Below are 24,466 nucleotides of genomic sequence, written 5' to 3'. Positions count from 1 at the left end.
CTTGCATAACAAATATGGAGCATATACATGGCGTGGAATCAGCCCGGTAATAACGGACAGGACCGCGACCCGTGGGGAAGCAGCAATAATCAAGGCGGCAACTCTGGGGGAAATGGCAACAAAGGTGGTCGCGAGCAGGGGCCGCCGGATCTGGATGATATCTTCCGCAAGCTGAGCAAGAAGCTTGGTGGTCTTGGCGGAGGTAAAGGTTCTGGCTCAGGTGGAAATTCCACCCAGGGGCCGCGCCCGCAAATGGGTGGCCGCGTAGTCGGTATTGTTGCCGCTGCAGTGGTAATCATCTGGGCTGCTACCGGGTTCTACACCATTAAAGAAGCGGAACGCGGTGTCGTTACGCGTTTTGGCAAGTTCAGCCATCTGGTTGAGCCGGGCCTGAACTGGAAACCGACCTTCATTGACGACGTGACCGCGGTCAACGTGGAATCGGTCCGTGAACTGGCGGCGTCTGGTGTGATGCTGACGTCTGATGAAAACGTGGTGCGCGTTGAGATGAACGTGCAGTACCGCGTGACCGATCCTGAGCGTTATCTGTTTAGCGTGACCAGCGCCGATGACAGTCTGCGCCAGGCGACCGACAGCGCCCTGCGCGGGGTGATCGGTAAATACACCATGGACCGTATCCTGACCGAAGGTCGTACCGTTATCCGTAGCGATACCCAGCGTGAGCTGGAAGAGACCATTCGTCCATACAACATGGGGATTACCCTGCTGGACGTCAACTTCCAGGCTGCACGTCCGCCGGAAGAGGTAAAAGCGGCCTTTGACGATGCGATTGCTGCACGTGAAAACGAACAGCAGTACATCCGTGAAGCAGAAGCCTACACCAACGAAGTTCAGCCACGTGCTAACGGTCAGGCGCAGCGTATTCTGGAAGAAGCGCGTGCGTATAAGACGCAGACCATCCTGGAAGCACAGGGTGAGGTCGCTCGCTTCGCGAAGATCCTGCCGGAATATAAAGCGGCGCCGGAAATTACCCGTGAGCGTCTCTATATTGAGACCATGGAAAAAGTGCTGAGCCACACCCGCAAAGTGTTGGTTAACGACAGTAAAGGCGGAAACCTGATGGTGCTGCCGCTGGATCAGATGCTGAAAGGCGGTTCTGCTCCGGCAGCAAAAGACAACAGCGGTGCGAACAACCTGCTGCGTCTGCCGCCATCCTCAACGGGCAGCGCCAGCACGAACACAACGCCTTCTTCGAACGATGGTGACATTATGGACCAACGCCGTGCTAACGCGCAGCGTAACGACTACCAGCGTCAGGGGGAATAAGGATGCGTAAGTCAGTTATTGCGATCATCGTCATCGTACTGGTCGTGCTTTATACCTCGATCTTTGTGGTGAAAGAGGGCGAGCGTGGGATCAAGTTCCAGTTCAGCAGCGTCGTGCGTGATGGCGACAAACGCCCGGTGATCTACGAACCGGGTCTGCACTTCAAGGTGCCGTTCATTCAGTCAGTGAAAACGCTTGATGCGCGTATCCAGACCATGGATAACCAGGCCGACCGTTTCGTGACTAAAGAGAAGAAAGACCTGATCGTTGATTCCTATATCAAATGGCGCATCAGTGATTTCAGCCGTTACTTCCTGGCAACGGGCGGCGGTGACGTTTCTCAGGCAGAAGTGCTGCTGAAACGTAAGTTCTCTGACCGTCTGCGTTCTGAGATTGGTCGTCTGGATGTGAAAGACATCGTGACCGACTCCCGTGGCCGTCTGACCCTGGAAGTTCGCGATGCGCTGAACTCCGGCACAGCGGGCACTGAAGATGAAGTTTCAACGCCGGCAGCAGATGATGCGATTGCCAAAGCGGCTGAGCGCGTTCAGGCTGAAACCAACGGTAAAGTGCCGGTGATCAACCCGAACAGTATGGCTGCACTGGGTATTGAAGTGGTAGACGTGCGTATCAAGCAGATCAACCTGCCGGTGGAAGTGTCCGAGGCGATTTACAACCGTATGCGCGCCGAGCGTGAAGCGGTCGCCCGTCGTCACCGTTCACAGGGCCAGGAAGAGGCGGAGAAGCTGCGTGCTGCTGCGGACTACGAAGTGGCCAAAACGCTGGCGGAATCTGAGCGTCAGGGCCGTATCCTGCGCGGTGAAGGTGATGCCGAGGCGGCGAAGCTGTTTGCCGATGCCTTCAGTCAGGATCCTGACTTCTATGCCTTTATCCGTAGCCTGCGTGCTTACGAGAATAGCTTCCAGAGCAACCAGGATGTGATGGTGCTCAGCCCGGACAGCGATTTCTTCCGTTATATGAAGACGCCGACTAACGCAACGCGATAAACTCAGACTCGTTTGAGTATTCAAACCACCGCTCCCCACGGAGCGGTGGTTTTCTTTTATAAGGAACAAAAATGAATTCAACTATCTGGCTCGCGCTGGCCCTGGTCCTGGTGCTGGAAGGTCTGGGACCGATGCTCTATCCACGCGCCTGGCGTCGAATGATCGCCACCATGAGCCAACTGCCGGATAATATTTTACGTCGTTTTGGCGGCGGTCTTGTGGTTGCGGGCATCGTGATCTACTACATGTTGAGGAAAACGATTGGCTGATCAAAAAGTGGTCGGATTTGGGATATTCTGAGGTCAAAAAGTGCTGTATATCTGAAAAAGCGATGGTAGAATCCATTTTTAAGCAAACGGTGATTTTGAAAAAAATGGGTAACAACGTCGTCGTACTGGGCACCCAATGGGGTGACGAAGGTAAAGGGAAGATTGTTGATCTTCTGACTGAACGGGCTAAATATGTTGTGCGCTACCAGGGCGGTCACAACGCAGGCCATACTCTCGTAATCAACGGTGAAAAAACCGTCCTCCATCTTATTCCATCAGGCATTCTTCGCGAAAACGTCACCAGCATCATCGGTAACGGCGTTGTGCTGTCTCCAGCGGCGCTGATGAAAGAGATGAAAGGTCTGGAAGACCGTGGTATCCCGGTTCGCGAGCGTCTGCTGCTCTCCGAAGCCTGCCCGCTGATCCTGGACTATCACGTGGCGCTGGACGTTGCGCGTGAAAAAGCCCGCGGCGCGAAAGCGATCGGCACCACCGGTCGTGGTATCGGCCCGGCTTACGAAGATAAAGTTGCACGTCGCGGTCTGCGCGTGGGCGACCTCTTCGACAAAGCAACCTTCGCTGAAAAACTGAAAGAAGTGATGGAATATCACAACTTCCAGCTGGTGAACTTCTACAAAGCTGACGCTGTTGACTACCAGAAAGTGCTGGATGACGTCATGGCGATTGCAGACATTCTGACCGGTATGGTTGTTGATGTGTCCGATCTGCTGGACCAGGCGCGCAAGCGTGGCGATTTCGTCATGTTCGAAGGTGCGCAGGGTACGCTGCTGGACATCGACCACGGTACCTATCCGTACGTAACCTCTTCCAATACCACCGCGGGTGGCGTGGCGACCGGCTCTGGCCTGGGTCCACGTTATGTGGATTACGTTCTGGGCATCATCAAAGCGTACTCCACTCGCGTGGGTGCAGGTCCATTCCCGACCGAACTGTTTGATGAAACCGGCGAGTTCCTGTGCAAGCAGGGTAACGAGTTTGGCGCGACCACCGGTCGTCGTCGTCGTACCGGCTGGCTGGATGCGGTTGCCGTGCGTCGTGCAGTGCAGATCAACTCCCTGTCTGGCTTCTGCCTGACCAAGCTGGACGTACTGGACGGCCTGAAAGAAGTGAAAATCTGCGTAGGCTACCGTATGCCTGATGGCCGCGAAGTGACCACCACGCCGCTGGCTGCTGACGACTGGGAAGGCATTGAGCCAATCTACGAAACCATGCCGGGCTGGTCTGAGACCACTTTCGGTGTGAAAGAGCGTAGCGGCCTGCCGCAGGCGGCGCTGGATTACATCAAGCGTATTGAAGAACTGACCGAAGTGCCGATCGATATTATTTCTACCGGTCCGGATCGTACTGAAACGATGATCCTGCGCGACCCGTTCGACGCATAATCTTCGCGACTGCTGGCCTGCGGGGAGACCCGTAGGCCGGATAAGCGTAGCGCCATCCGGCGACCGCTCCTGGATCTCCGCTTTTTCGCCCCGTCTGTCAAATAAATTAGCCGCTAACTATCTGGCTGGTTTATCATCATTAATGAATATCTCTGCGGTTTGTCCGCGATTTCCCTTTTTCCTGAGGTTGATGTGCAGTTAACAAGTTTCACCGATTACGGCTTACGCGCGCTGATCTACATGGCGTCGTTACCCGATGGGAAAATGACCAGTATCTCTGAAGTCACTGAGGTCTACGGCGTATCCCGTAATCATATGGTCAAAATAATCAATCAACTTAGTCGTGCCGGATACGTTGCTGCCGTCCGCGGGAAGAATGGTGGGATCCGTCTCGGTAAACCGGCACAGAGTATTCGTGTTGGCGATGTGGTACGTGAACTGGAGCCGCTGTCTCTGGTGAACTGCAGCAGCGAGTTCTGCCACATCACGCCCGCTTGCCGCCTGAAAAAGGCGCTTTCTAAGGCCGTGCAAAGTTTTCTCAAGGAGCTGGATAACTACACGCTGGCCGATTTGGTTGAAGAGAATCAACCGCTTTATAAATTATTGCTGGTGGAATGAAGAAAATTTCCACCGGAGCTGACAACGGAGGAACCGACATGTCACACGATCCTTTCAAGGAACGCGAAGCCGAAAAATACGCGAATCCTATCCCCAGCCGCGAGTTCATCATTGAACACTTAACAAAACGCGAAAAACCCGCCAATCGTGAAGAACTTGCTGTTGAATTAAACATTGAAGGTGAAGAGCAAATTGAAGCCCTTCGCCGCCGCCTGCGCGCGATGGAGCGTGACGGGCAGCTGGTCTTTACCCGCCGCCAGTGCTACGCGCTGCCAGAACGCCTCGATCTGCTGAAAGGGACCGTCATTGGTCACCGCGATGGCTTCGGCTTCCTGCGCGTGGAAGGCCGTAAAGACGATCTGTATCTCTCATCTGAACAGATGAAAATGTGCATCCACGGCGACCAAATTCTGGCGCAGCCGCTGGGCGCTGACCGTAAAGGTCGCCGAGAAGCGCGCGTCGTGCGCGTCCTGGTGCCAAAAACCAGCCAGATTGTTGGCCGCTACTTTACCGACGCGGGCGTGGGCTTCGTGGTGCCGGACGACAGCCGTCTGAGCTTCGACATTCTGATCCCACCTGAAGAGGTGATGGGTGCCCGCATGGGCTTTGTGGTGGTGGTGGAACTTACCCAGCGCCCAACCCGTCGCACCAAAGCGGTAGGTAAAATCGTCGAAGTGCTGGGCGATAATATGGGCACCGGCATGGCCGTTGATATGGCGCTGCGCACCCACGAAATTCCATACATCTGGCCGAAAGCGGTTGAAGAGCAGATCGAAAGCCTGCGTGAAGAAGTGCCGGAAGAATCCAAAGTGGGCCGCGTGGATCTCCGCTCCCTGCCGCTGGTTACGATCGACGGTGAAGACGCCCGTGACTTCGATGACGCCGTCTACTGCGAGAAAAAACGCGGCGGCGGCTGGCGTCTGTGGGTAGCGATTGCAGACGTAAGCTACTACGTTCGTCCGCATACCCCGCTGGATAACGAAGCGCGCAGCCGTGGCACCTCGGTCTACTTCCCGTCGCAGGTTGTACCGATGCTGCCGGAAGTGCTGTCTAACGGCCTGTGTTCCCTGAACCCGCAGGTTGACCGCCTCTGTATGGTTTGCGAGATGACCATCTCCACCAAAGGGCGCTTAACCGGCTACAAGTTCTACGAAGCGGTGATGAGCTCGCATGCGCGTCTGACCTACACCAAGGTCTGGCATATGCTGCAGGGTGACCAGGATCTGCGCGAACAGTACGCGCCGCTGGTCAAACACATCGAAGAGCTGCATAACCTCTACAAAACGCTGGATCAGGCGCGCGAAGAGCGCGGCGGGATCTCCTTTGAGAGCGAAGAGGCGAAATTTATCTTCAACGCCGAGCGCCGCATTGAGCGCATCGAGCAGACTCAGCGTAACGATGCGCACAAGCTGATTGAAGAGTGTATGATCCTGGCGAACATCTCGGCGGCACGCTTCGTTGAGAAAGCCAAAGAGCCTGCGCTGTTCCGTATTCACGATAAACCGTCGACGGAAGCCATCACCGCGTTCCGCTCCGTGCTGGCCGAGCTCGGTCTGGAGCTGCCGGGCGGCAATAAGCCAGAGCCGCGCGATTACGCCGAGCTGCTGGAATCCATTAGCGATCGTCCTGATGCAGAAATGCTACAGACAATGCTGCTGCGCTCGATGAAGCAGGCGATTTACGATCCGGAAAACCGCGGTCACTTCGGCCTGGCGCTGCAGTCTTACGCCCACTTTACGTCGCCGATCCGTCGTTACCCTGACCTTTCGCTGCACCGTGCGATCAAGTATCTGCTGGCGCAGGAGCAGGGCCATAAAGGGAACACCACCGAAACCGGTGGCTACCACTATTCGATGGAAGAGATGCTGCAGCTGGGTCAGCACTGCTCCATGACCGAACGCCGTGCCGATGAAGCTACCCGCGACGTGGCGGACTGGCTGAAATGTGACTTTATGCTGGACCAGGTCGGTAACGTCTTCAAAGGCGTGATTGCCAGCGTGACCGGCTTTGGCTTCTTCGTTCGTCTGGACGAGCTGTTTATCGACGGTCTGGTGCACGTCTCCAGCCTGGATAACGATTACTACCGCTTCGACCAGGTCGGCCAGCGTCTGATCGGCGAATCTGGCGGCCAGACCTACCGCCTGGGCGACCGTGTGGAAGTGAAGGTTGAGGCCGTGAATATGGACGACCGTAAAATCGACTTCAGTCTGATCTCCAGCGAGCGCGCGCCGCGTAACGTCGGTAAAACCGAACGTGAAAGGGCGAAAAAAGGCGGAAACGGCAAAACGAGCGGCAAGCGCCGTCAGGCCGGTAAGAAGGTGAACTTCGAGCCGGACAGCGCGTTCCGCGGCGAGAAGAAGCAGAAGCCGAAGGCGGCAAAGAAAGAAGCCCGTGCCGCGAAGAAACCTTCCGCGAAGACACAGAAAATAGCGGCCGCCACCAAAGCGAAGCGCGCGGCTAAGAAAAAGCAGGCGGAGTAAATTCTCCCCTCACCCTGACCCTCTCCCCAACCGGGAGAGGGGAAATACTTATTACGAGAACCATCAATGAGTGAAATGATTTACGGCATCCACGCGGTGCAGGCCCTTCTCGAGCGCGCACCGGAGCGTTTTCAGGAAGTGTTTATTCTGAAAGGGCGTGAAGACAAACGTCTGATGCCGCTGATCCACGCCCTGGAAGCGCAGGGCGTGGTGATCCAGCTGGCTAACCGCCAGTTCCTGGATGAGAAAAGTGAAGGCGCGGTTCACCAGGGGATCATTGCCCGCGTGAAGCCGGGCCGTCAGTATCAGGAAAACGATCTGCCGGATCTGATCGCTGAGCTCGAGAATCCGTTCTTCCTGATCCTCGATGGCGTTACCGATCCGCACAACCTCGGCGCGTGTCTGCGCAGCGCGGATGCGGCGGGCGTGCATGCGGTGATCGTGCCGAAAGATCGCTCCGCGCAGCTGAACGCGACGGCGAAGAAAGTGGCCTGCGGCGCGGCGGAAAACGTTCCGCTGATCCGCGTGACCAACCTGGCGCGCACCATGCGTCTGCTGCAGGAAGAGAACATCTGGATCGTCGGTACTGCCGGTGAAGCGGATCATACCCTGTATCAGAGCAAAATGACCGGCCGTCTGGCGCTGGTGATGGGGGCGGAAGGTGAAGGTATGCGTCGCCTGACGCGCGAGCACTGCGACGAGCTGATCAGCATCCCGATGGCGGGCAGCGTGTCCTCCCTAAACGTGTCTGTTGCGACGGGCATCTGCCTGTTTGAAGCGGTGCGTCAGCGCGGGTAGCCTGTTATGCCGGGTGGCGGCTTCGCCTTACCCGGCCTACAAAGGCACGGTACCGTAGGCCCGGTAAGCGTAGCGCCACCGGGCATTAACCTCATTCCTCCAGTGGCCGCAGATGGTCATCCTTCCTCAGCGTCATCAGCGCGAAAATACTCACTACTGCCGTCGCCATCACGTAGTACGCCGGAATATCCAGATTGCCCGTCTGCTTGATCAGCCCGGTTATGATTAACCCTGCGCATCCCGAGAAAATCGCGTTCGATAAAGAGTAGGCCAGCCCCAGCCCCGTATAGCGCACGCGGGTCGGGAACATCTCAGAGAGCATCGCCGGGCCCGGCCCCGCCAGCATGCCCACCAGACCGCCCGCAATCAGTACCACAACAGCCTTCACCGCCAGCGTGCTGGACTCCGCCTGCAGAAGTTTCAGCAGCGGCAGGGCGAGGATCAGCAGCAGCGCGGTGGCGATAATCATCACCGTGCGACGCCCGATCCGGTCGCTCAGGATCCCCGACGGAATGATCGTCAGCGCAAACCCAACGTTCGAAATCACTGCGATCAACAGCGCCTGATTAAACCCGGTGTGCAGCGCCGATTGCAGATAGGTCGGCATAATCACCAGGTAGGTGTACCCCGCCGCAGACCAGACCATCACGCGGCCAATCCCCATCACGATGGCCCGGAGCGTGGCGGCAATGTCCGCCTGAGCGACGGCCGGTTTGTCCTGCTGCTGCACAAAGCTGGGTGTCTCCTCCATGCTGACGCGAAGCCACAGCGCAACAGCGCCCATGGGCAGCGCCAGGAAGAAAGGAATGCGCCAGCCCCAGTCGTGCAGGGCTTCAGGCGTGAGAAGGGCGGAGAGCAGCGCCACGATGCCGGCGCCCGCTAACAGCCCCAGCGCCACGGTAAAGGACTGCCAGGCACCATAGAGCCCGCGCTTGCCTCGCGGGGCGAACTCCGTCATCAGCGAGACCGCACCGCCGTACTCGCCGCCCGCGAACAGTCCCTGCAGGATGCGAAGCAGTGTAATAATGAGCGGGGCGGCAATCCCGATGCTGGCGTAGACCGGCACAATGCCGATGGCGGCGGTAGCGAGCGTCATCAGCACCAGCACAATGATTAGCGTCGGCTTACGGCCAATCCGGTCGCCGATGCGGCCAAACACCACCGCCCCCAGCGGGCGGAAGAAGAAGGCGATGGCAAATGAGGCGTAGGTGAGGATCAGGCTGGTAAGCCCCGCTTCCCCTTCAAGCTGAAAGAAGTTCTTCGCAATGACGGTCGCCAGAAAACCGTAGACCGCAAACTCATACCACTCGATAAAGTTACCAATGGAGCCGGCAATTAATGCTCGCTTGTGCGCATCCGGTTGCATAACTTTCCTCACTGAAAGGGGGAGAGAATAAATTATTCAACAAAAGCGAAGTCATGAAATAGTTTATTCTTATGTTCTGTGAGCTATTTCACGAATGATATCAGCGGGATCGTGAACGTGTGACTCCCCTCCCATGCAGCGTGTGCGCGGTCTGTCCATACTTATCGTCATTGCCACTGAAGGAGGGAGACAGTATGCACTGGCAGACCCATACCGTTTTCAATCAACCTGCACCACTCTCTAACAGCAACCTTTTTCTCTCGGACTGCGCGCTGCGTGACGCAGTCTCGCGAGAGGGTGCCGAGTGGGATATCGAACTGCTCGCCAGCATCGGGCAGCAGTTAGGTACCGCAGAGTCGCTGGAGCTGGGCAGGCTGGCGAACGTGAATCCGCCGGAGTTGCTTCGCTATGACGCCACCGGAGAGCGACTGGATGACGTTCGCTTTCACCCGGCATGGCACCTGCTGATGCAGGGGCTGTGTGCCAATCGGGTACATAACCTGGCATGGGAAGAGGAGGCGCGTAAGGGGGCGTTTGTCGCCCGGGCCGCACGCTTTGTGCTTCATGCTCAGGTTGAGGCAGGCACGCTTTGTCCCGTCACCATGACGTTTGCCGCGACACCGCTCCTGCAGCAGGCGCTCCCTAAACTATTTCACGACTGGCTGACGCCGCTGCTCAGCGATCGCTACGATCCTCATCTGGCGCCTGGCGCGCAAAAACGCGGCCTGCTGATCGGTATGGGGATGACGGAAAAACAGGGCGGCTCGGACGTGCTGAGCAACACCACCAAAGCGGAAAAATGCAGCGACGGCAGCTACCGGCTGGTGGGCCATAAATGGTTTTTCTCCGTCCCGCAAAGCGATGCGCATCTGGTGCTGGCACAGGCGAAGGGCGGGTTGTCCTGCTTTTTTGTGCCGCGCTTTTTACCTGACGGACAGCGCAACGCCGTCCGGCTGGAGCGCCTTAAGGACAAGCTCGGGAACCGCTCCAACGCCAGCAGCGAGGTAGAGTTTCTTGATGCCTCCGGCTGGCTGCTGGGGGAAGAGGGCGAAGGGGTACGGCAGATCCTCAAAATGGGCGGCCTGACGCGCTTTGACTGCGCGCTGGGCAGCCACGGACTGATGCGTCGTGCGCTGTCCGCGGCGCTGTATCACGCGCATCAGCGTCAGACCTTCGGCAAAAATCTTATCGATCAGCCGCTCATGCGTGAGGTGTTAAGCCGGATGGCGCTGGTGCTGGAGGGGCAAACGGCGCTGCTGTTTCGCCTGGCCCGGGCGTGGGATAAACGCGCGGATCCCCAGGAAGCGGCATGGGCGCGGCTGTTTACCCCGGCCGCGAAATTTAGCGTGTGCAAAGCGGGCATCCCGTTTGTGGCGGAAGCGATGGAGGTGCTGGGCGGAGTCGGGTACTGCGAGGAGAGCGAACTTCCCCGCCTGTATCGCGAGATGCCGGTGAACAGCATCTGGGAAGGGGCCGGCAATATCATGTGCCTGGACGTGCTGCGCGTGCTGGCGAAGCAGCCGGGTATTCACGATCTGCTTGCCGATGAGTTTGCACAGGTAAAAGGGCAGGACAGACACTTCGACCGCAGCTGGCGACAGCTTCAGCAAAAACTGCGTAAACCGCAGGAGGCGCAGGGGCGGGAAATTGCGCAGCAGCTTTTCCTGCTGGGTGCCGGAAGCGAAATGCTGCGGCACGCATCGCCCCCGGTGGCGCAGGCGTGGTGCCGCATGATGCTGGATACCCGTGGCGGTACGCTGATGAGCGAGCAGGTGCAAAATGACCTGCTGCTGCGTGCGACGGGCAGAGTCGGTTAGTCTTTTAGCTGGAACAGACTCACCAGTTGAGCCAGATGTGACCCTTTCTCGCGCAGCGTTTGAGCGGTTTGTTCGCTGCGTGAGATACGATCCGCATTAATATGCGACGCTTCGCCAATGTGGGTCATGGCGAGATTCACCTGGCCAATCCCTGCGGACTGCTCGCGTGAGGCATGGTTAATCTCGGTGACCAGCTGGCTGATGTTATCGATATGAATGATGATGTCATCCATCGCCAGGCGCGTCTGTTCAGACAGCGCATGGCCTTCGCTCACTTTCCTGAGCGTATCGCCAATCAGCTGTTCAATCTCCTTCACCGCGTTGGCGCTGCGTCCTGCCAGTGCGCGAACTTCCTGCGCAACCACCGCAAACCCTTTCCCATGCTCGCCTGCGCGGGCCGCTTCCACTGCCGCATTCAGCGCCAGGATATTGGTCTGGAAAGCGATAGACTCAATCACGCGCGTGATGTCTTCGATGCGTTTTGACGCCTCGCGAATGTCGTCCATGGTCGACACGGCGTGGGTGACCGTCTCACCGCCCTGATGGACCGCGAGGGAGGTTTCACCCACCAGCTGCTGCGTTTGCTCCATGTTGGCGGCATTTTGCTGTACGGTGGCGGCCAGCTGCTCCATGCTGGCGGAGGTCTCTTCCACGCTGCTGGCCTGCTTGTTGATCTGCTCAGAAATCTCGCCGGTATCGGAAGCCAGCGCGTTAGTGCCCAAATGGATCTCGCCTGCGGCCTCGCGAACCTGAAGAACAATTTTTTGCAGGCCGCCGCCGATGCCGTTAATGGCGTCGATCAGCTGGCCGACTTCGTCCTGACGCGTCACGGGCAGGCTGGAACGGAGATCCCCTGCAGCATATTGCCGGGCAAGATGGATCACATTGCTCAGCGGTCGGGTCAGCACACGGCGAATAAGGACCACGAACAGACCAGCAAACAGGATAGATAAGACCACGCCGGCCAGCAGGAAGCGATCGCGCATGGCGTTAACGCTTGAGAGCAGCACCGATTTATCCACTTCGCCCACGATAGTCCAGTTCCAGCCTGGCAGCGGGGTATACGCCATTTTAAGCGTGCGGCCGTCGTCGCTTACGCGTTCCAGGGTGCCGGGCTTGTCACCCAGAAGCTGCTGCTGCGTCGCGTCGTCCCACTTCGGCAACTGCCCCTCTTCACCGGCATGGAACAGGTATTGCCCGCGCGTTTTGCCGTTGCTGCGATCCAGCACGAAGAAGTGACCGCTCTCGCCCAGGCGGCGGGTGAGGATTTTCTCGCGCATGACGTTCCAGGAGTGCGTAATGTCCACGCCAACGAAGACGATCGCAATGACCTGTCCTTCGGCGTTTTTAACCGGCTGATACTGGGTGATATAGCGTTTGCCAAACAGCAGCGCCAGTCCGCGGTAGACTTCCCCTCTGTTGACGGCGGCAAAGGCCGGGCTGGCGGTATCCAGCACGGTACCCATCGCCCGCTCGCCATTCTCTTTGCGCAGGGAGGTGGCTACGCGAACAAAGTCATTACCGCTGCGTACAAACAGCGTCGAAATGGCTCCCGTACGGTTCAGGAACTCGTCAGACAGGGTGTTGTTTTGATGCAGTTCGGTGTCACCGCCTTTCAGAAGCGGGACGCTGAGTCCGTTAATCGTCTGAGCCTGGGAAGTATCAATATTCAGTGGCTGCGGTAAAAAGGTGGTAAACAGCCGGGTATAACTCTCAACCTCTTCACTCAGGCTGGTGTTAAACATCTGCACCATGTCGACCATGCCGGTGGACTGATTGTGCAGGTCTTCTACCGCAAGGGCTTCAAGCTGCTGGCTGGCTTTTTGACTGAGCAGAAAAGTGAAAAGCAGAAACAGCGTGGCGACACTGACGCCCGTCAGCAGCGACAGCTTCGCCCCCAGGCCTGCACGGCGAAAAACGTTGATCATAAATTGCTCATCATTGAATAGGTATGGTTCTTCAACGGCAGAGCGGAGATTACGTTTACTGAATTAATGTAACAAAATGTTATTTTGTTGTTATTGATTGGTTTTTCATAAGATAAAAAATTTGCAAAAGCGAAAAGCCACTAAAAATAAGTGGCTTTTATCAGGAGGGAGTTTACACGTAGAGAATGGCCTGTACCCGCCAGTGGTCGATATGGTTATCTTCCTGCATCTGGATGATGCGATACCAGGAAGCACCCTGCTCATCGGCCTTTAATGCCACGACGCGTTCAACGTCTTGCGGGCTCCCCGAGATATTATTCACGGAGATCTGGCCAATTTCATTCAGGCCAGTTACACAGTCAGCACTGGCGAATTCTGCTGACTGCGCGGTGGTGCTCACCAGGCCTGCGGAGAGCAACAGAGAGGTCAAAGCAAGAGTTCGTTTCATCGTCAGCTCCATTTCACATATTTCCGGTATCCGCCGGGCAATCCTTCGCGAATAAACTCCCATCCCTTGTCGCTGGCATGGAGTTTATTGTGGACAGGAAAATGTCTATGGACGCAAAGCAGTGTAAATGTCGTTCAAAGGTAAACCATTATTTTCGGTACAAAATGGCCTGTGAATACCACTGCCCCGTTATGATGGTTTCGTCGATCATGATAATGACGTAATAATCTGCTTTGGCGGCGACGGCTTGTGCCTTTATTGCCTCTTCTGCGTCATCCGGCGAACCGCGAACCAGCGCGGAGACGGTGCCCATTCGCTGTAATCCTTCCGTCTGATTACGACGAATCTCCTGCGGATGATCGGCAACCGGGGGAGCGGGTTGCGGTGTTCCCTGCAGTGCGCTACAGCCGCTAAGCAGAAACACCAGCAATAAAGCAGCAAACCTGTGCATAACCATATCTCGTTTCCTGATAGCCATAGTGTAGTTGTCTGTGAATTTAGTTTTGGGGGAATGTTCCCGAAGTGTTAGCTGGGACGTAATTTTCGAATGAAAATAGCCTGAAACCGTAATCCAGTTCTCAACATTATGAATCATCCATTCATGCAGGGTCGACAATGATTGAAATTGAAATACGCCATCTCGGCGACCATGAAATTTTACACGCTATGCCAGCGGGTAAACGTGATAAACCGCTGCCTGTTGTGGTTTTTTATCATGGATTTACCTCATCGAAGCTGGTTTACAGTTACTTTGCGGTCGCGCTGGCGCAGGCAGGTTTTCGCGTGGTGATGCCGGATGCGCCTGACCACGGCGCACGATTTATGGGTAATGAGCAGGCGCGCCTTGGGCAGTTCTGGCACATACTGCACGGGAGTCTGACCGAGTTTGCCGGATTGCGCGATGCGCTTTATGAGGCAGGGCTGGTGGCCGAGAATCGTCTGGCCGTGGCCGGGGCGTCGATGGGCGGTATGACAGCCCTGGGGATCATGACGCACCATCCAGAAGTGAGGTCGGTCGCCTGTCTGATGGGCTCGGGTTATTTTACCTCGCTGGCGAAGACCCTTTTTCCCCCTCAGGATTTAGCGGAAATCACCGCGAGGCTGGAAGAGTGGGAAGTAACCCGGGCATTGCCGCGCCTCGCAGATCGCCCGCTTTTGCTGTGGCACGGTGATGCGGATGATGTAGTGCCACCTGACGGTACCTTCCGCCTGCAGCAGGCGTTAAAGAAGGAAGGGCTGGACGGTAATCTGACCTGTTTGTGGGAATCAGGCGTTCGCCACCGCATCACGCCAGCGGCGCTGGACGCCACGGTAGCGTTTTTCCGCCAGCATCTTTAAACGCGCAGCACTTTTACTCCCTGATCTTCCAGCTTCTGGAGGATCTCGGGGTTAGCCCCTTTGCCGGTGATCACCAGGTCGATCTGTTCTGCGCGGCTGAACAGCATGCCTGCGCGTTCACCGACTTTACTGCTGTCGACCAGCACCACGAGTTTGCCTACCACGTTGAGCATGTTTTGTTCCGCCATCGCGGTCAGCATATCGGTTTTATACAAACCTTCAGCGGTCAGGCCTTTGCCGCTGGTAAACATCCAGTGTCCGGCGTAGAGACTGTTTTCGCTGTCCTGTGGGCTAAGCGTAATCGACTGACTTTTATTGTACTGACCACCCATGATCACCACGCTCTCATGCTCCTGATCGATGAGATAGTTGGCGAGCGGTAAGTAGTTCGTGATGATTTGCACCGGCTTGCCGCACATCTCGCGGCCCAGCAAAAACGCCGTAGAGCCGCAGTTGATAACGACGCTCTCACCGGGATTCACCAGCTGCGACGCGGCTCTGGCGATCCGCACTTTTTCATCGTGATTCTGCGCCTGATGAATGTTCATCGGCGTCCAGCGGGGGCGCTGCTGGCTAATGGCTTCCGCACCGTTGCGAACTTTTTTCAGCTTGCCGCTTTCATCCAGCTTGTTAATGTCTCGCCGCGCGGTGGCAGGGGAAATCCCTAAACGTTCGATCACTTTCTCGACGGTGATAAACCCTGTTTGCGCCAGGAGTTCCAGTAAAATTTGATGCCGTTGCGCTTCCGTCATGAGCTATTCCGATAAGAATTGATTTGAAAAGATGATATTTGAAATAGCGTGAAATTACTAAAATAAATATGAAATCGCCAGACACAAGTCTGGCGATGTGGCCTCGGAATCAGAGGAAGGACTTAAACGGCAGGTCAGGCTCAATGGTGAAGCAATCATCGAAACCACGCGGGTAGTGGTACTCAAGATTGTCTTTGTCCAGCGGCCAGGTGAACTTGCCGCCTACCTGCCAGATAAATGGCTTGAAGCCGTACTTCAGGCGGTCTTTTTTCATCTCCCACAACACGCGGATTTCCTGCGGATCGGCCTGGAAGTTTGACCAGATATCGTGGTGGAACGGAATAACGACTTTGGTGTTCAGCGCTTCCGCCATGCGCAGCATGTCGGCGCTGGTCATTTTATCCGTAATACCGCGCGGGTTCTCGCCGTAGGAGCCCAGGGCCACGTCAATCTGATGCTCGTTACCGTGCTTAGCGTAGTAGTTGGAGTAGTGGGAGTCACCGCTGTGATACAGGGAGCCGCCCGGCGTTTTGAACAGGTAGTTCACCGCGCGCTCGTCCATGCCGTCTGGCAGTACACCTGCCGCTTTTTGATCGGCCGGCAGCGTAATCAGAGCGGTACGGTCAAAGGCATCAAGAGCATGGATTTCAATGTCTTTGATTTTCACCACGTCGCCCGGTTTCATCACGATGCAGCGCTCTTTCGGCACACCCCAGCCAATCCAGAGATCCACGCAGGTCTGCGGCCCGATAAACGGCACATCGTCCGCGCAGTTTTGCATCACCGCTGCCGCCACGTTTACATCAATATGGTCGTTGTGATCGTGGGTAGAGAGTACGGCATCGATCTGACGAATGGCAAAAGGATCAAGCACAAACGGTGTAGTACGCAGGTTCGGCTGGAGTTTTTCAACGCCGGCCATACGCTGCATCTGGTGGCCTTTTTTCATCAGCGGGTTACCGTGGCTCTGTTTGCCGGTGCCGCACCAGAAATCGACGCAGATATTGGCGCCACCTTCTGATTTCAGCCAGATCCCGGTGCAGCCCAGCCACCACATTGCAAACGTGCCAGGAGCAACCTGTTCCTGCTCGATTTCTTCGTTCAGCCAGCTACCCCACTCCGGAAAGGTGCTCAGAATCCATGATTCACGGGTGATGGTTTTCACTTTACTCATCGTTTTGACTCCTGGTTTTAATCAAAAGTAATCACATTGTGATTCGTTGTGATTAATGCTGGCACCATTTTACGCGCTTTGCAATAGCGAAAATGCGGAATTTTATCTGCTCAACGTCACAGACTCTCTGCTTTTTACTTGTTAGATTATCGCGTAATAAACATTAATTTCATGAATTATAAGGACTAATTTATTTCTTTTGTGCGGTAGTGAAAATCATTACTAACTGAAGGGAAATAAATTGCGTGATGCGTCACAAATAATCAAATTCAATCTTGTGGTGATTATTTGTGATTAATAGAGTGATGGCACCAACCGCACAGGGATTGCCCCTCGTGTTCTCATTTCTGGAGAGAGTTATGGAGATCCTCTACAACGTCTTTACCGTTTTCTTTAATCAGGTAATGACCAACGCCCCGCTGTTGCTGGGTATCGTGACGTGCCTGGGATATATCCTGCTGCGTAAAAGCGTCAGCGTGATTATTAAAGGCACCATCAAAACCATTATCGGTTTCATGCTGTTGCAGGCGGGGTCGGGCATACTGACCAGCACGTTTAAGCCAGTCGTTGCCAAAATGTCGGAAGTGTATGGCATTAATGGGGCTATCTCTGATACCTACGCCTCAATGATGGCGACCATCGATCGTATGGGCGATGCCTATAGCTGGGTAGGTTACGCCGTTCTGCTCGCGCTGGCGCTGAACATTATCTATGTTCTGCTGCGCCGCATTACCGGTATTCGCACCATCATGCTCACCGGGCACATTATGTTCCAGCAGGCGGGGCTGATTGCGGTTTCTCTCTATATCTTCGGTTACCCAATGTGGACCACGATTATCTGCACCGCGGTGCTGGTCTCGCTCTACTGGGGTATCACCTCCAACATGATGTACAAGCCAACCCAGATAGTGACCGACGGTTGCGGTTTTTCCATCGGTCACCAGCAACAGTTTGCTGCCTGGATTGCTTACAAAGTTGCGCCGTACCTGGGTAAAAAAGAAGAGAGTGTTGAAGACCTTAAGCTGCCTGGCTGGCTGAATATCTTCCATGACAACATCGTGTCGACCGCGATTGTGATGACCCTCTTCTTCGGCGCCATTCTGCTCTCCTTCGGTATTGATGTGGTGCAGGCGATGGCGGGGAAAACCCACTGGACGGTTTACATCCTGCAGACCGGTTTCTCTTTCGCCGTGGCTATTTTCATCATTACCCAGGGCGTGCGTATGTTCGTCGCCGAACTGTCTGAAGCTTTCAACGGTATCTCTCAGCGCCTGATTCCTGGCGCGGTACTGGCCATCGACTGTGCCGCTATCTATAGCTTCGCGCCAAACGCGGTGGTCTGGGGATTTATGTGGGGCACCATCGGCCAGCTGATTGCGGTGGGTATCCTGGTCGGCTGCGGCTCCTCAATCCTGATTATTCCGGGCTTTATCCCGATGTTCTTCTCCAACGCCACCATCGGCGTATTCGCTAACCACTTCGGCGGCTGGCGCGCGGCGCTCAAGATCTGCCTGGTAATGGGCATGGTTGAAATCTTTGGCTGCGTGTGGGCGGTCAAGCTCACCGGTATGAGCGCCTGGATGGGCATGGCGGACTGGTCAATTCTGGCACCGCCGATGATGCAGGGTTTTGCCTCCATCGGACTGATCTTTATGGCCATCATCATCCTGATTGCTCTGGCTTATATGTTCTTCGCTGGCCGTTCGCTGCGAGCTGAAGAAGATGCGGAAAAACAAACAGCAGAAGTGTCTGCTCATTAAGGAGTTTCGATTATGACCGTACGTATCCTGGCTGTGTGTGGTAATGGGCAAGGCAGCTCCATGATCATGAAGATGAAAGTGGACCAGTTTTTAACCCAGTCCAACATCGACCACACGGTGAACAGCTGCGCAGTGGGTGAATACAAAAGTGAGCTGAACGGCGCGGACATCATCATCGCCTCTACTCATATCGCCGGCGAAATTAGTGTGTCGGGTAATAAATATGTGGTGGGCGTACGCAACATGCTGTCGCCTGCGGATTTCGGACCAAAACTGCTGGAAGTGATCAAAGAACACTTCCCACAAGACGTGAAGTAAGGACGCCATATGAAACTACGTGATTCGTTGGCAGAGAATAACTCCATCCTTTTACAGGCCGAAGCCAGTACCTGGCAGGAAGCGGTGAAGCTGAGTGTGGATCTGCTGGTTAAGGCTGACGTTGTCGAGCCTCGTTACTACCAGGCGATTCTGGATGGCGTAGCGCAGCATGGCCCTTACTTTGTGATTGCGCCAGGCCTGGCGATGCCGCATGGCCGCCCGGAAGAGGGCGTCAAGAAAACCGGCTTCGCGCTGGTGACGCTGAAAACGCCGCTGGTGTTTAACCACGAAGATAACGACCCGGTCGACATCCTTATCACTATGGCGGCTGTCGATGCCAATACCCACCAGGAGGTGGGCATCATGCAGATCGTCAATCTGTTTGATGACGAAGCCAATTTTGACCGTTTACGCGCCTGCCGTACCGCGCAGGACGTGCTGGATTTAATTGATAACGCCACTGCGGCGGCCGTTTAAGAGGAATTGAATATGTCATTACCCATGTTGCAAGTTGCGCTGGATAACCAAACGCTGTCTCACGCTTACGAAACCACCCGCCTGATTGCGGAAGAAGTGGACATCATTGAAGTGGGCACCATTCTGTGCGTGGGCGAAGGCGTTCGTGCGGTTCGTGACCTGAAAGCGCTCTATCCGCATAAAATCGTGCTGGCGGATGCCAAAATCGCCGACGCAGGCAAAATCCTCTCCCGCATGTGCTTCGAAGCCAACGCCGACTGGGTCACCGTGATCTGCTGTGCGGATATCAACACCGCCAAAGGCGCGCTGGACGTGGCAAAAGAGTTTAACGGCGACGTGCAGATTGAGCTGACCGGCTTCTGGACCTGGGAGCAGGCCCAGGAGTGGCGCGACGCGGGCATTCAGCAGGTGGTATATCACCGCAGCCGTGATGCCCAGGCCGCAGGTGTAGCGTGGGGCGACGCGGATATCAGCGCCATCAAACGTCTGGCCGATATGGGCTTCAAAGTGACCGTCACTGGCGGTCTGGCGCTGGAAGATCTGCCGCTGTTCAAGGGCATTCCTATTCACGTTTTTATTGCCGGTCGCAGCATTCGTGATGCGGCGTCCCCGGTGGAAGCCGCGCGTCAGTTCAAACGCTCAATCGCTCAGCTTTGGGGCTAAGGAGCGGGTATGTTGTCAAAACAGGTCCCGCTTGGCATCTATGAAAAGGCACTCCCTGCGGGGGAGTGCTGGCTGGAGCGGTTACAGCTGGCGAAGCAGCTGGGCTTCGATTTTGTCGAAATGTCGGTGGATGAGACGGACGAGCGTCTTTCTCGCCTCGACTGGAGCCGCGACCAGCGCCTGGCACTGGTAAGCGCCATCGCGGAAACGGGCGTGCGCGTGCCGTCCATGTGCCTGAGCGCTCATCGTCGTTTTCCGCTCGGCAGCGAAGATGATGCCGTGCGCGCGCAGGGGCTGGAGATCATGCGTAAAGCCATCCGCTTTGCGCAGGACGTGGGTATCCGCGTGATCCAGCTGGCGGGTTATGACGTTTACTATCAGGAAGCTAACGATGAAACGCGCCGTCGTTTCCGTGATGGCCTGAAAGAGAGCGTTGAGATGGCCAGCCGTGCGCAAGTCACGCTGGCAATGGAGATCATGGATTACCCGCTGATGAACTCCATCAGTAAGGCGCTGGGCTACGCGCACTATCTGAACAACCCGTGGTTCCAGCTTTATCCCGATATCGGCAACCTGTCGGCATGGGATAACGACGTGCAGATGGAGCTGCAGGCAGGCATAGGGCATATCGTGGCGGTGCACGTCAAAGATACCCGTCCTGGCGTGTTTAAAAACGTACCGTTCGGCACCGGGGTGGTGGATTTCGAACGGTGCTTCGAGACGCTCAAGCAGACAGGCTATTGCGGGCCTTACCTGATTGAGATGTGGAGCGAAACGTCGGACAACCCTGCTGCGGAAGTAGCAAAGGCGCGGGACTGGGTGCGCGAGCGTATGGCGCGCGCGGGATTACTGGAGGCTGAACATGCTTAAGCTTAAACAGCAGGTCTTTGAAGCCAACATGGATCTGCCCCGCTATGGCCTGGTCACCTTCACCTGGGGCAACGTCAGCGCTATCGATCGCGAGCAGGGGCTGATCGTGATTAAGCCGAGCGGTGTGGCGTATGACACCATGAAGGCTGACGATATGGTGGTGGTCGATCTTGAAGGAAACGTCGTTGACGGTAAATGGCGTCCTTCTTCGGACACGGCGACCCATCTGGCGCTGTATCGGCGTTATCCGTCCCTTGGCGGTGTGGTGCATACTCACTCCACGCACGCGACCGCCTGGGCACAGGCGGGGCTGGCGATTCCGGCGCTGGGCACGACACATGCGGACTACTTCTTTGGCGACATCCCCTGCACGCGCGCATTAACGCAGGATGAAGTGGAAGGAGAGTACGAACTCAACACCGGAAAGGTGATTATCGACACGCTGGGAGAATGCGAGCCGCTGCATACGCCGGGGATTGTGGTGTATCAGCACGGCCCGTTCGCCTGGGGAAAAGATGCCCACGACGCCGTCCATAATGCGGTCGTCATGGAGGAAGTGGCACGTATGGCGTGGATTGCCCGCGGCATTAACCCACAGCTTCAGGGCATTGATGATTACCTGATGAACAAGCATTTCATGCGCAAGCATGGCCCGAATGCCTATTACGGGCAGAAGTGAATAAGTGCTCTGGAATACCGAAAAACAGTTGTAACCGGTGGTATTCCGGAGCCATTCACAAAAAAAGCCCCCGGGCAGGGGGCAACGTCAACTATGGCTATGTTCTCGTTGTTGGCTTTCCTGGTGCTAGCGTTAAGGCGTTATCGGTAAATATCTGCACTGGCGTGCATATTGCCGTTGCTGCCGGGCTCACGGATTAACATCACGTGGTAATAAGTTGCGCCCTGGGCGTCGGTCTCTTCATTTAGTGCCTGATCTGCTTCGCTTTCGGTGGCGAAATTATGATTAATATAGATTACGCCTAAGCTGTGCACATCATCCATGTTTCTGGCCTGTCGGCTGTCTATCTTGATGGCTGCCATCGCGTTTGCACTGAGCAAAAGCGCCGCCATTATGGCTAATGCGATTTTTTTCATGATATGCGCTCCACGACTGCGTGCTGTGAGAGGGGGGATGCTCCTTCTTCTGTTTCGGTTATCTCTGATTAAAGTGTAATCACTCCTCCGGCGGGGATGCGTGACCATTTCTGATGCAGTTGTTCAAAAAAACACCGCTTACGGGTGTGAGTAATTTTAAATCACCCACTTAGACCCGCTTCGCGCTTTGTGCGAATTATTTGTGCAATCAGCTTGAGTTTCCAGGGGCGCGCAAGTATTATGACGCGTCAATTTTTCAGCCGACCTTTAACACGTTCCTTGCCTCCCCGGGCCTCGGCTGACCCAGACAGGAGGCTGAATAATCCGTAAGGAGCAATTCGATGCGTCATTACGAAATCGTTTTTATGGTCCATCCTGACCAGAGCGAACAGGTTCCGGGTATGATCGAGCGCTACACTGGTGCAATCACTGCAGCAGCGGGCACGATCCACCGTCTGGAAGACTGGGGCCGCCGTCAGCTGGCTTATCCGATCAACAAACTGCACAAAGCACACTACGTTCTGATGAACGTTGAAGCGCCGCAGGAAGTGATCGATGAGCTGGAAACTAACTTCCGCTTCAACGATGCCGTTATCCGCAGCATGGTTATGCGTACCAAAAACGCAGTGACCGAAGCATCTCCGATGGTTAAAGCGAAAGACGAGCGCCGTGAGCGTCGCGATGATTTCGCAAACGAAACCGCAGATGATTCTGATGCTGGGGATTCTGAAGAGTAATTTCTGATGACCAACCGTCTGGCGTTGTCCGGCATCGTATGCAGGGCTCCCCTTCGAAAGGTCAGTCCATCAGGAATTCCGCATTGCCAGTTCGTGCTTGAGCATCGTTCTGTGCAAGAGGAAGCCGGGTTTCACCGGCAGGCGTGGTGCCAAATGCCCGTTATTATTAGCGGACACGAAAACCAGGCCATTACTCACAGTTTAACGGTCGGTAGTGCAGTAATCGTTCAGGGGTTCATCTCTTGCCACAAGGCAAAGAACGGTCTGAGCAAAATGGTTCTGCATGCCGAGCAGATTGATTTGATAGATTCTGGAGACTAGCCATATGGCACGTTATTTCCGTCGTCGCAAGTTCTGCCGTTTCACCGCGGAAGGCGTTCAAGAGATCGACTATAAAGATATCGCAACGCTGAAAAACTACATCACCGAAAGCGGTAAGATTGTCCCAAGCCGTATCACCGGTACTCGTGCAAAATATCAGCGTCAGCTGGCTCGCGCTATCAAACGCGCTCGCTACCTGTCCCTGCTGCCGTACACTGATCGTCATCAGTAATCGGGCACGGTCCATTAATACGACTTTAAGAGGATAAGGTAATGCAAGTTATTCTGCTTGATAAAGTAGCAAACCTGGGCAGCCTGGGTGATCAGGTAAACGTTAAAGCGGGTTACGCTCGTAACTTCCTGGTTCCACAGGGTAAAGCTGTTCCAGCTACCAAGAAAAACGTAGAGTTTTTCGAAGCACGTCGCGCTGAACTGGAAGCCAAACTGGCTGACGTTCTGGCGGCTGCTAACGCTCGCGCTGAAGCAATCAACGCACTGGGCACCGTTACCATCGCGTCCAAAGCTGGCGACGAAGGTAAACTGTTCGGTTCCATCGGTACCCGCGATATCGCTGATGCAGTTTCTGCAGCAGGCGTTAAAGTGGCTAAGAGCGAAGTTCGTCTGCCGAACGGCGTTCTGCGTACCACTGGTGAGCACGAAGTTGACTTCCAGGTTCACAGCGAAGTGTTCGCTAAACTGGTTGTTAACGTTGTAGCTGAGTAATTTTTTTACTCTGCTCACGTTGAAACGCCGGCCTTGTGCCGGCGTTTTGCTTTTTACAGAACCCCGCCCTTAACGTACCCTGATAAAGCTGCCGTCTGTCTGGCGGGTAAACAGCACCTGTTGTCCATTTCCGGTATCAATCGTTAATCCTGTCACCACCCCGCTGGCATTCTGGCGAATTTGCACCATCTGGCCATTCTGCAGGTTACTGAGCGGTTTACCCGCGCCTTCCACCTTCGCCATGGCATACACGTCTGTCGGCGGCAGGTTGTGGTCACGGAACAGCTGCGCCAGCGTTTTCCCCGGCTCTACGCGATAGGAACGCCACTGTTGCTCAATGCCGGTGGGCTGTTGGGTCTGAGGCTGAGACGGGGCGGCGGCCTGTTCCTGTGGCTGTTCGTCCTGAATCGGCTCTGGCTCAACCGGCGCGACCTGACCCGGATCGTTAGACGGGGTAACGAGCTGCGTCTGCATCGGCTGTGCGTCAGGCTGCGGTCGCGTTTGCGACTGAAGGTCCAGCTGAGCATTGCGGGTGACGGGGGCAGTATCAACATCATCGCCACCGGAAGGAAGCAGGAAGCCCACAATCACCATCAGCGCACCAATGATGATCCCTCTGCGATGCAGAGGAGGCAGCGGATCCATGATGCGAAAATTGTCCGGCGCCTGCCAGATTTTCGCCAGGGTAGGTTTCAGTTCAAATCGCCCGGGCATGGCACTCCTCCTGCTCCGCGTATTTTTTATCCTGTGCCCCGAAGTATAGTTTGCTAACTGCCTGAACGGCGTAGTAAACCCGACATCCGTGACATCAGTTCGG

General features: G+C 55.7%; 27 protein-coding genes. 19 read left to right on the top strand and 8 right to left on the bottom strand.

The window, feature by feature from the left end:
- Window positions 1–27 precede the first annotated feature (27 nt).
- From hflK to rlmB, 7 genes are all read left to right on the top strand, one after another.
- Window positions 28–1,287 carry an FtsH protease activity modulator HflK gene (gene hflK, locus FHC52_RS12580; RefSeq protein ID WP_045907965.1) on the top strand — a complete coding sequence of 420 codons (1,260 nt, stop codon included), beginning with the start codon at window positions 28–30 and terminating at the stop codon, window positions 1,285–1,287.
- A 2-nt stretch (window positions 1,288–1,289) separates the two neighbouring features.
- The gene (gene hflC / locus FHC52_RS12575) at window positions 1,290–2,294 is read left to right on the top strand and encodes a protease modulator HflC (RefSeq protein WP_008502916.1); all 1,005 of its coding nucleotides are present in this window, start codon (window positions 1,290–1,292) and stop codon (window positions 2,292–2,294) included.
- Window positions 2,295–2,365: 71 nt separating this feature from the next.
- Window positions 2,366–2,563 (top strand): DUF2065 domain-containing protein, encoded by a 198-nt coding sequence (locus FHC52_RS12570; RefSeq protein WP_003855996.1) that lies wholly within the window; start codon window positions 2,366–2,368, stop codon window positions 2,561–2,563.
- Between the two features lie 104 nt (window positions 2,564–2,667).
- On the top strand, window positions 2,668–3,966 hold the full coding sequence (locus tag FHC52_RS12565; RefSeq protein WP_006178975.1) for an adenylosuccinate synthase: 1,299 nt from the start codon (window positions 2,668–2,670) through the stop codon (window positions 3,964–3,966).
- Between the two features lie 192 nt (window positions 3,967–4,158).
- Window positions 4,159–4,584, top strand: a complete 426-nt coding sequence (gene nsrR / locus FHC52_RS12560; RefSeq protein ID WP_023293453.1) for a nitric oxide-sensing transcriptional repressor NsrR — start codon at window positions 4,159–4,161, stop codon at window positions 4,582–4,584.
- A 38-nt stretch (window positions 4,585–4,622) separates the two neighbouring features.
- Window positions 4,623–7,064, top strand: coding sequence for a ribonuclease R (rnr, locus tag FHC52_RS12555; RefSeq protein WP_220420096.1), 2,442 nt, complete (start codon window positions 4,623–4,625; stop codon window positions 7,062–7,064).
- 66 nt (window positions 7,065–7,130) lie between these two features.
- Window positions 7,131–7,862, top strand: coding sequence for a 23S rRNA (guanosine(2251)-2'-O)-methyltransferase RlmB (rlmB, locus tag FHC52_RS12550; RefSeq protein WP_021240712.1), 732 nt, complete (start codon window positions 7,131–7,133; stop codon window positions 7,860–7,862).
- Between the two features lie 91 nt (window positions 7,863–7,953).
- On the opposite strand, the gene FHC52_RS12545 is transcribed toward rlmB, so the two are convergent.
- Window positions 7,954–9,228, bottom strand: a complete 1,275-nt coding sequence (locus tag FHC52_RS12545) for an MFS transporter (protein ID WP_220420095.1) — start codon at window positions 9,226–9,228, stop codon at window positions 7,954–7,956.
- A gap of 194 nt (window positions 9,229–9,422) precedes the next feature.
- On the opposite strand from FHC52_RS12545, the gene FHC52_RS12540 reads away from it, so the two are divergent.
- Window positions 9,423–11,045 (top strand): isovaleryl-CoA dehydrogenase, encoded by a 1,623-nt coding sequence (locus FHC52_RS12540; RefSeq protein ID WP_126287534.1) that lies wholly within the window; start codon window positions 9,423–9,425, stop codon window positions 11,043–11,045.
- Here FHC52_RS12540 and FHC52_RS12535 read toward each other — a convergent pair.
- The 3 genes from FHC52_RS12535 to bsmA form a co-directional block, all read right to left on the bottom strand.
- Window positions 11,042–12,973 carry a methyl-accepting chemotaxis protein gene (locus tag FHC52_RS12535; RefSeq protein WP_126287535.1) on the bottom strand — a complete coding sequence of 644 codons (1,932 nt, stop codon included), beginning with the start codon at window positions 12,971–12,973 and terminating at the stop codon, window positions 11,042–11,044. The genes FHC52_RS12540 and FHC52_RS12535 overlap by 4 nt on opposite strands.
- A 172-nt stretch (window positions 12,974–13,145) precedes the next feature.
- Window positions 13,146–13,433 (bottom strand): DUF1471 family protease activator YjfN, encoded by a 288-nt coding sequence (yjfN, locus tag FHC52_RS12530; protein WP_021240708.1) that lies wholly within the window; start codon window positions 13,431–13,433, stop codon window positions 13,146–13,148.
- A 136-nt stretch (window positions 13,434–13,569) separates the two neighbouring features.
- Window positions 13,570–13,899 (bottom strand): biofilm peroxide resistance protein BsmA, encoded by a 330-nt coding sequence (gene bsmA / locus FHC52_RS12525; RefSeq protein WP_023616161.1) that lies wholly within the window; start codon window positions 13,897–13,899, stop codon window positions 13,570–13,572.
- Between the two features lie 137 nt (window positions 13,900–14,036).
- Between bsmA and yjfP the strand changes: the two genes are divergently transcribed.
- The gene (gene yjfP / locus FHC52_RS12520; RefSeq protein WP_032655253.1) at window positions 14,037–14,759 is read left to right on the top strand and encodes an esterase; all 723 of its coding nucleotides are present in this window, start codon (window positions 14,037–14,039) and stop codon (window positions 14,757–14,759) included.
- Here the strand turns inward: yjfP and ulaR are convergent.
- Together ulaR and ulaG are read right to left on the bottom strand one after the other, a co-directional pair.
- Window positions 14,756–15,511 (bottom strand): HTH-type transcriptional regulator UlaR, encoded by a 756-nt coding sequence (gene ulaR, locus FHC52_RS12515; protein ID WP_008502904.1) that lies wholly within the window; start codon window positions 15,509–15,511, stop codon window positions 14,756–14,758. The genes yjfP and ulaR overlap by 4 nt on opposite strands.
- Window positions 15,512–15,620: 109 nt before the next feature.
- On the bottom strand, window positions 15,621–16,685 hold the full coding sequence (gene ulaG, locus FHC52_RS12510; protein ID WP_006810379.1) for an L-ascorbate 6-phosphate lactonase: 1,065 nt from the start codon (window positions 16,683–16,685) through the stop codon (window positions 15,621–15,623).
- 359 nt (window positions 16,686–17,044) lie between these two features.
- Here ulaG and ulaA point away from each other — a divergent pair, with 359 nt between their 5' ends.
- From ulaA to FHC52_RS12480, 6 genes are read left to right on the top strand one after another with little or no spacing between them, the layout of a single operon-like run.
- On the top strand, window positions 17,045–18,445 hold the full coding sequence (ulaA, locus tag FHC52_RS12505) for a PTS ascorbate transporter subunit IIC (RefSeq protein WP_021240705.1): 1,401 nt from the start codon (window positions 17,045–17,047) through the stop codon (window positions 18,443–18,445).
- Between the two features lie 12 nt (window positions 18,446–18,457).
- On the top strand, window positions 18,458–18,763 hold the full coding sequence (gene ulaB / locus FHC52_RS12500; protein ID WP_003856022.1) for a PTS ascorbate transporter subunit IIB: 306 nt from the start codon (window positions 18,458–18,460) through the stop codon (window positions 18,761–18,763).
- A gap of 9 nt (window positions 18,764–18,772) precedes the next feature.
- Window positions 18,773–19,240: a PTS ascorbate transporter subunit IIA gene (gene ulaC, locus FHC52_RS12495; RefSeq protein ID WP_003856024.1), complete on the top strand. Its 468-nt coding sequence runs from the start codon at window positions 18,773–18,775 to the stop codon at window positions 19,238–19,240.
- Window positions 19,241–19,252: 12 nt separating this feature from the next.
- On the top strand, window positions 19,253–19,903 hold the full coding sequence (gene ulaD / locus FHC52_RS12490; protein WP_023345304.1) for a 3-keto-L-gulonate-6-phosphate decarboxylase UlaD: 651 nt from the start codon (window positions 19,253–19,255) through the stop codon (window positions 19,901–19,903).
- A 9-nt stretch (window positions 19,904–19,912) separates the two neighbouring features.
- Entirely contained in the window at window positions 19,913–20,773 is an 861-nt protein-coding gene (locus tag FHC52_RS12485) for an L-ribulose-5-phosphate 3-epimerase (protein ID WP_032655247.1), read from the top strand.
- Window positions 20,766–21,452, top strand: coding sequence for an L-ribulose-5-phosphate 4-epimerase (locus tag FHC52_RS12480; RefSeq protein ID WP_025911930.1), 687 nt, complete (start codon window positions 20,766–20,768; stop codon window positions 21,450–21,452). Before FHC52_RS12485 ends, FHC52_RS12480 begins: the two co-directional genes overlap by 8 nt.
- 140 nt (window positions 21,453–21,592) lie before the next feature.
- Here the strand turns inward: FHC52_RS12480 and yjfY are convergent, their stop codons facing one another.
- Window positions 21,593–21,868, bottom strand: a complete 276-nt coding sequence (gene yjfY / locus FHC52_RS12475; RefSeq protein ID WP_008502898.1) for a DUF1471 family protein YjfY — start codon at window positions 21,866–21,868, stop codon at window positions 21,593–21,595.
- A 341-nt stretch (window positions 21,869–22,209) separates the two neighbouring features.
- On the opposite strand from yjfY, the gene rpsF reads away from it, so the two are divergent.
- From rpsF to rplI, 4 genes are read left to right on the top strand one after another with little or no spacing between them, the layout of a single operon-like run.
- Entirely contained in the window at window positions 22,210–22,605 is a 396-nt protein-coding gene (rpsF, locus tag FHC52_RS12470; protein ID WP_008502896.1) for a 30S ribosomal protein S6, read from the top strand.
- A gap of 6 nt (window positions 22,606–22,611) precedes the next feature.
- Window positions 22,612–22,926: a primosomal replication protein N gene (priB, locus tag FHC52_RS12465; protein WP_008502895.1), complete on the top strand. Its 315-nt coding sequence runs from the start codon at window positions 22,612–22,614 to the stop codon at window positions 22,924–22,926.
- A gap of 4 nt (window positions 22,927–22,930) precedes the next feature.
- Window positions 22,931–23,158: a 30S ribosomal protein S18 gene (rpsR, locus tag FHC52_RS12460; protein ID WP_000135199.1), complete on the top strand. Its 228-nt coding sequence runs from the start codon at window positions 22,931–22,933 to the stop codon at window positions 23,156–23,158.
- Between the two features lie 41 nt (window positions 23,159–23,199).
- A complete protein-coding gene (gene rplI, locus FHC52_RS12455) occupies window positions 23,200–23,649 on the top strand; it encodes a 50S ribosomal protein L9 (RefSeq protein WP_008502894.1) in 450 nt (149 codons plus the stop codon).
- A gap of 69 nt (window positions 23,650–23,718) precedes the next feature.
- Here rplI and FHC52_RS12450 read toward each other — a convergent pair whose 3' ends face one another.
- Window positions 23,719–24,363: an OapA family protein gene (locus FHC52_RS12450; RefSeq protein WP_008502893.1), complete on the bottom strand. Its 645-nt coding sequence runs from the start codon at window positions 24,361–24,363 to the stop codon at window positions 23,719–23,721.
- Between the last annotated feature and the right edge of the window lie 103 nt (window positions 24,364–24,466).

It is taken from the genome of Enterobacter sp. EC_64, assembly GCF_019584165.1.
GTDB lineage: Bacteria > Pseudomonadota > Gammaproteobacteria > Enterobacterales > Enterobacteriaceae > Enterobacter > Enterobacter roggenkampii.
The sequence above is the reverse complement of the archived record's forward strand: the minus strand, read 5'-3'. Positions and strand labels throughout refer to the sequence as shown.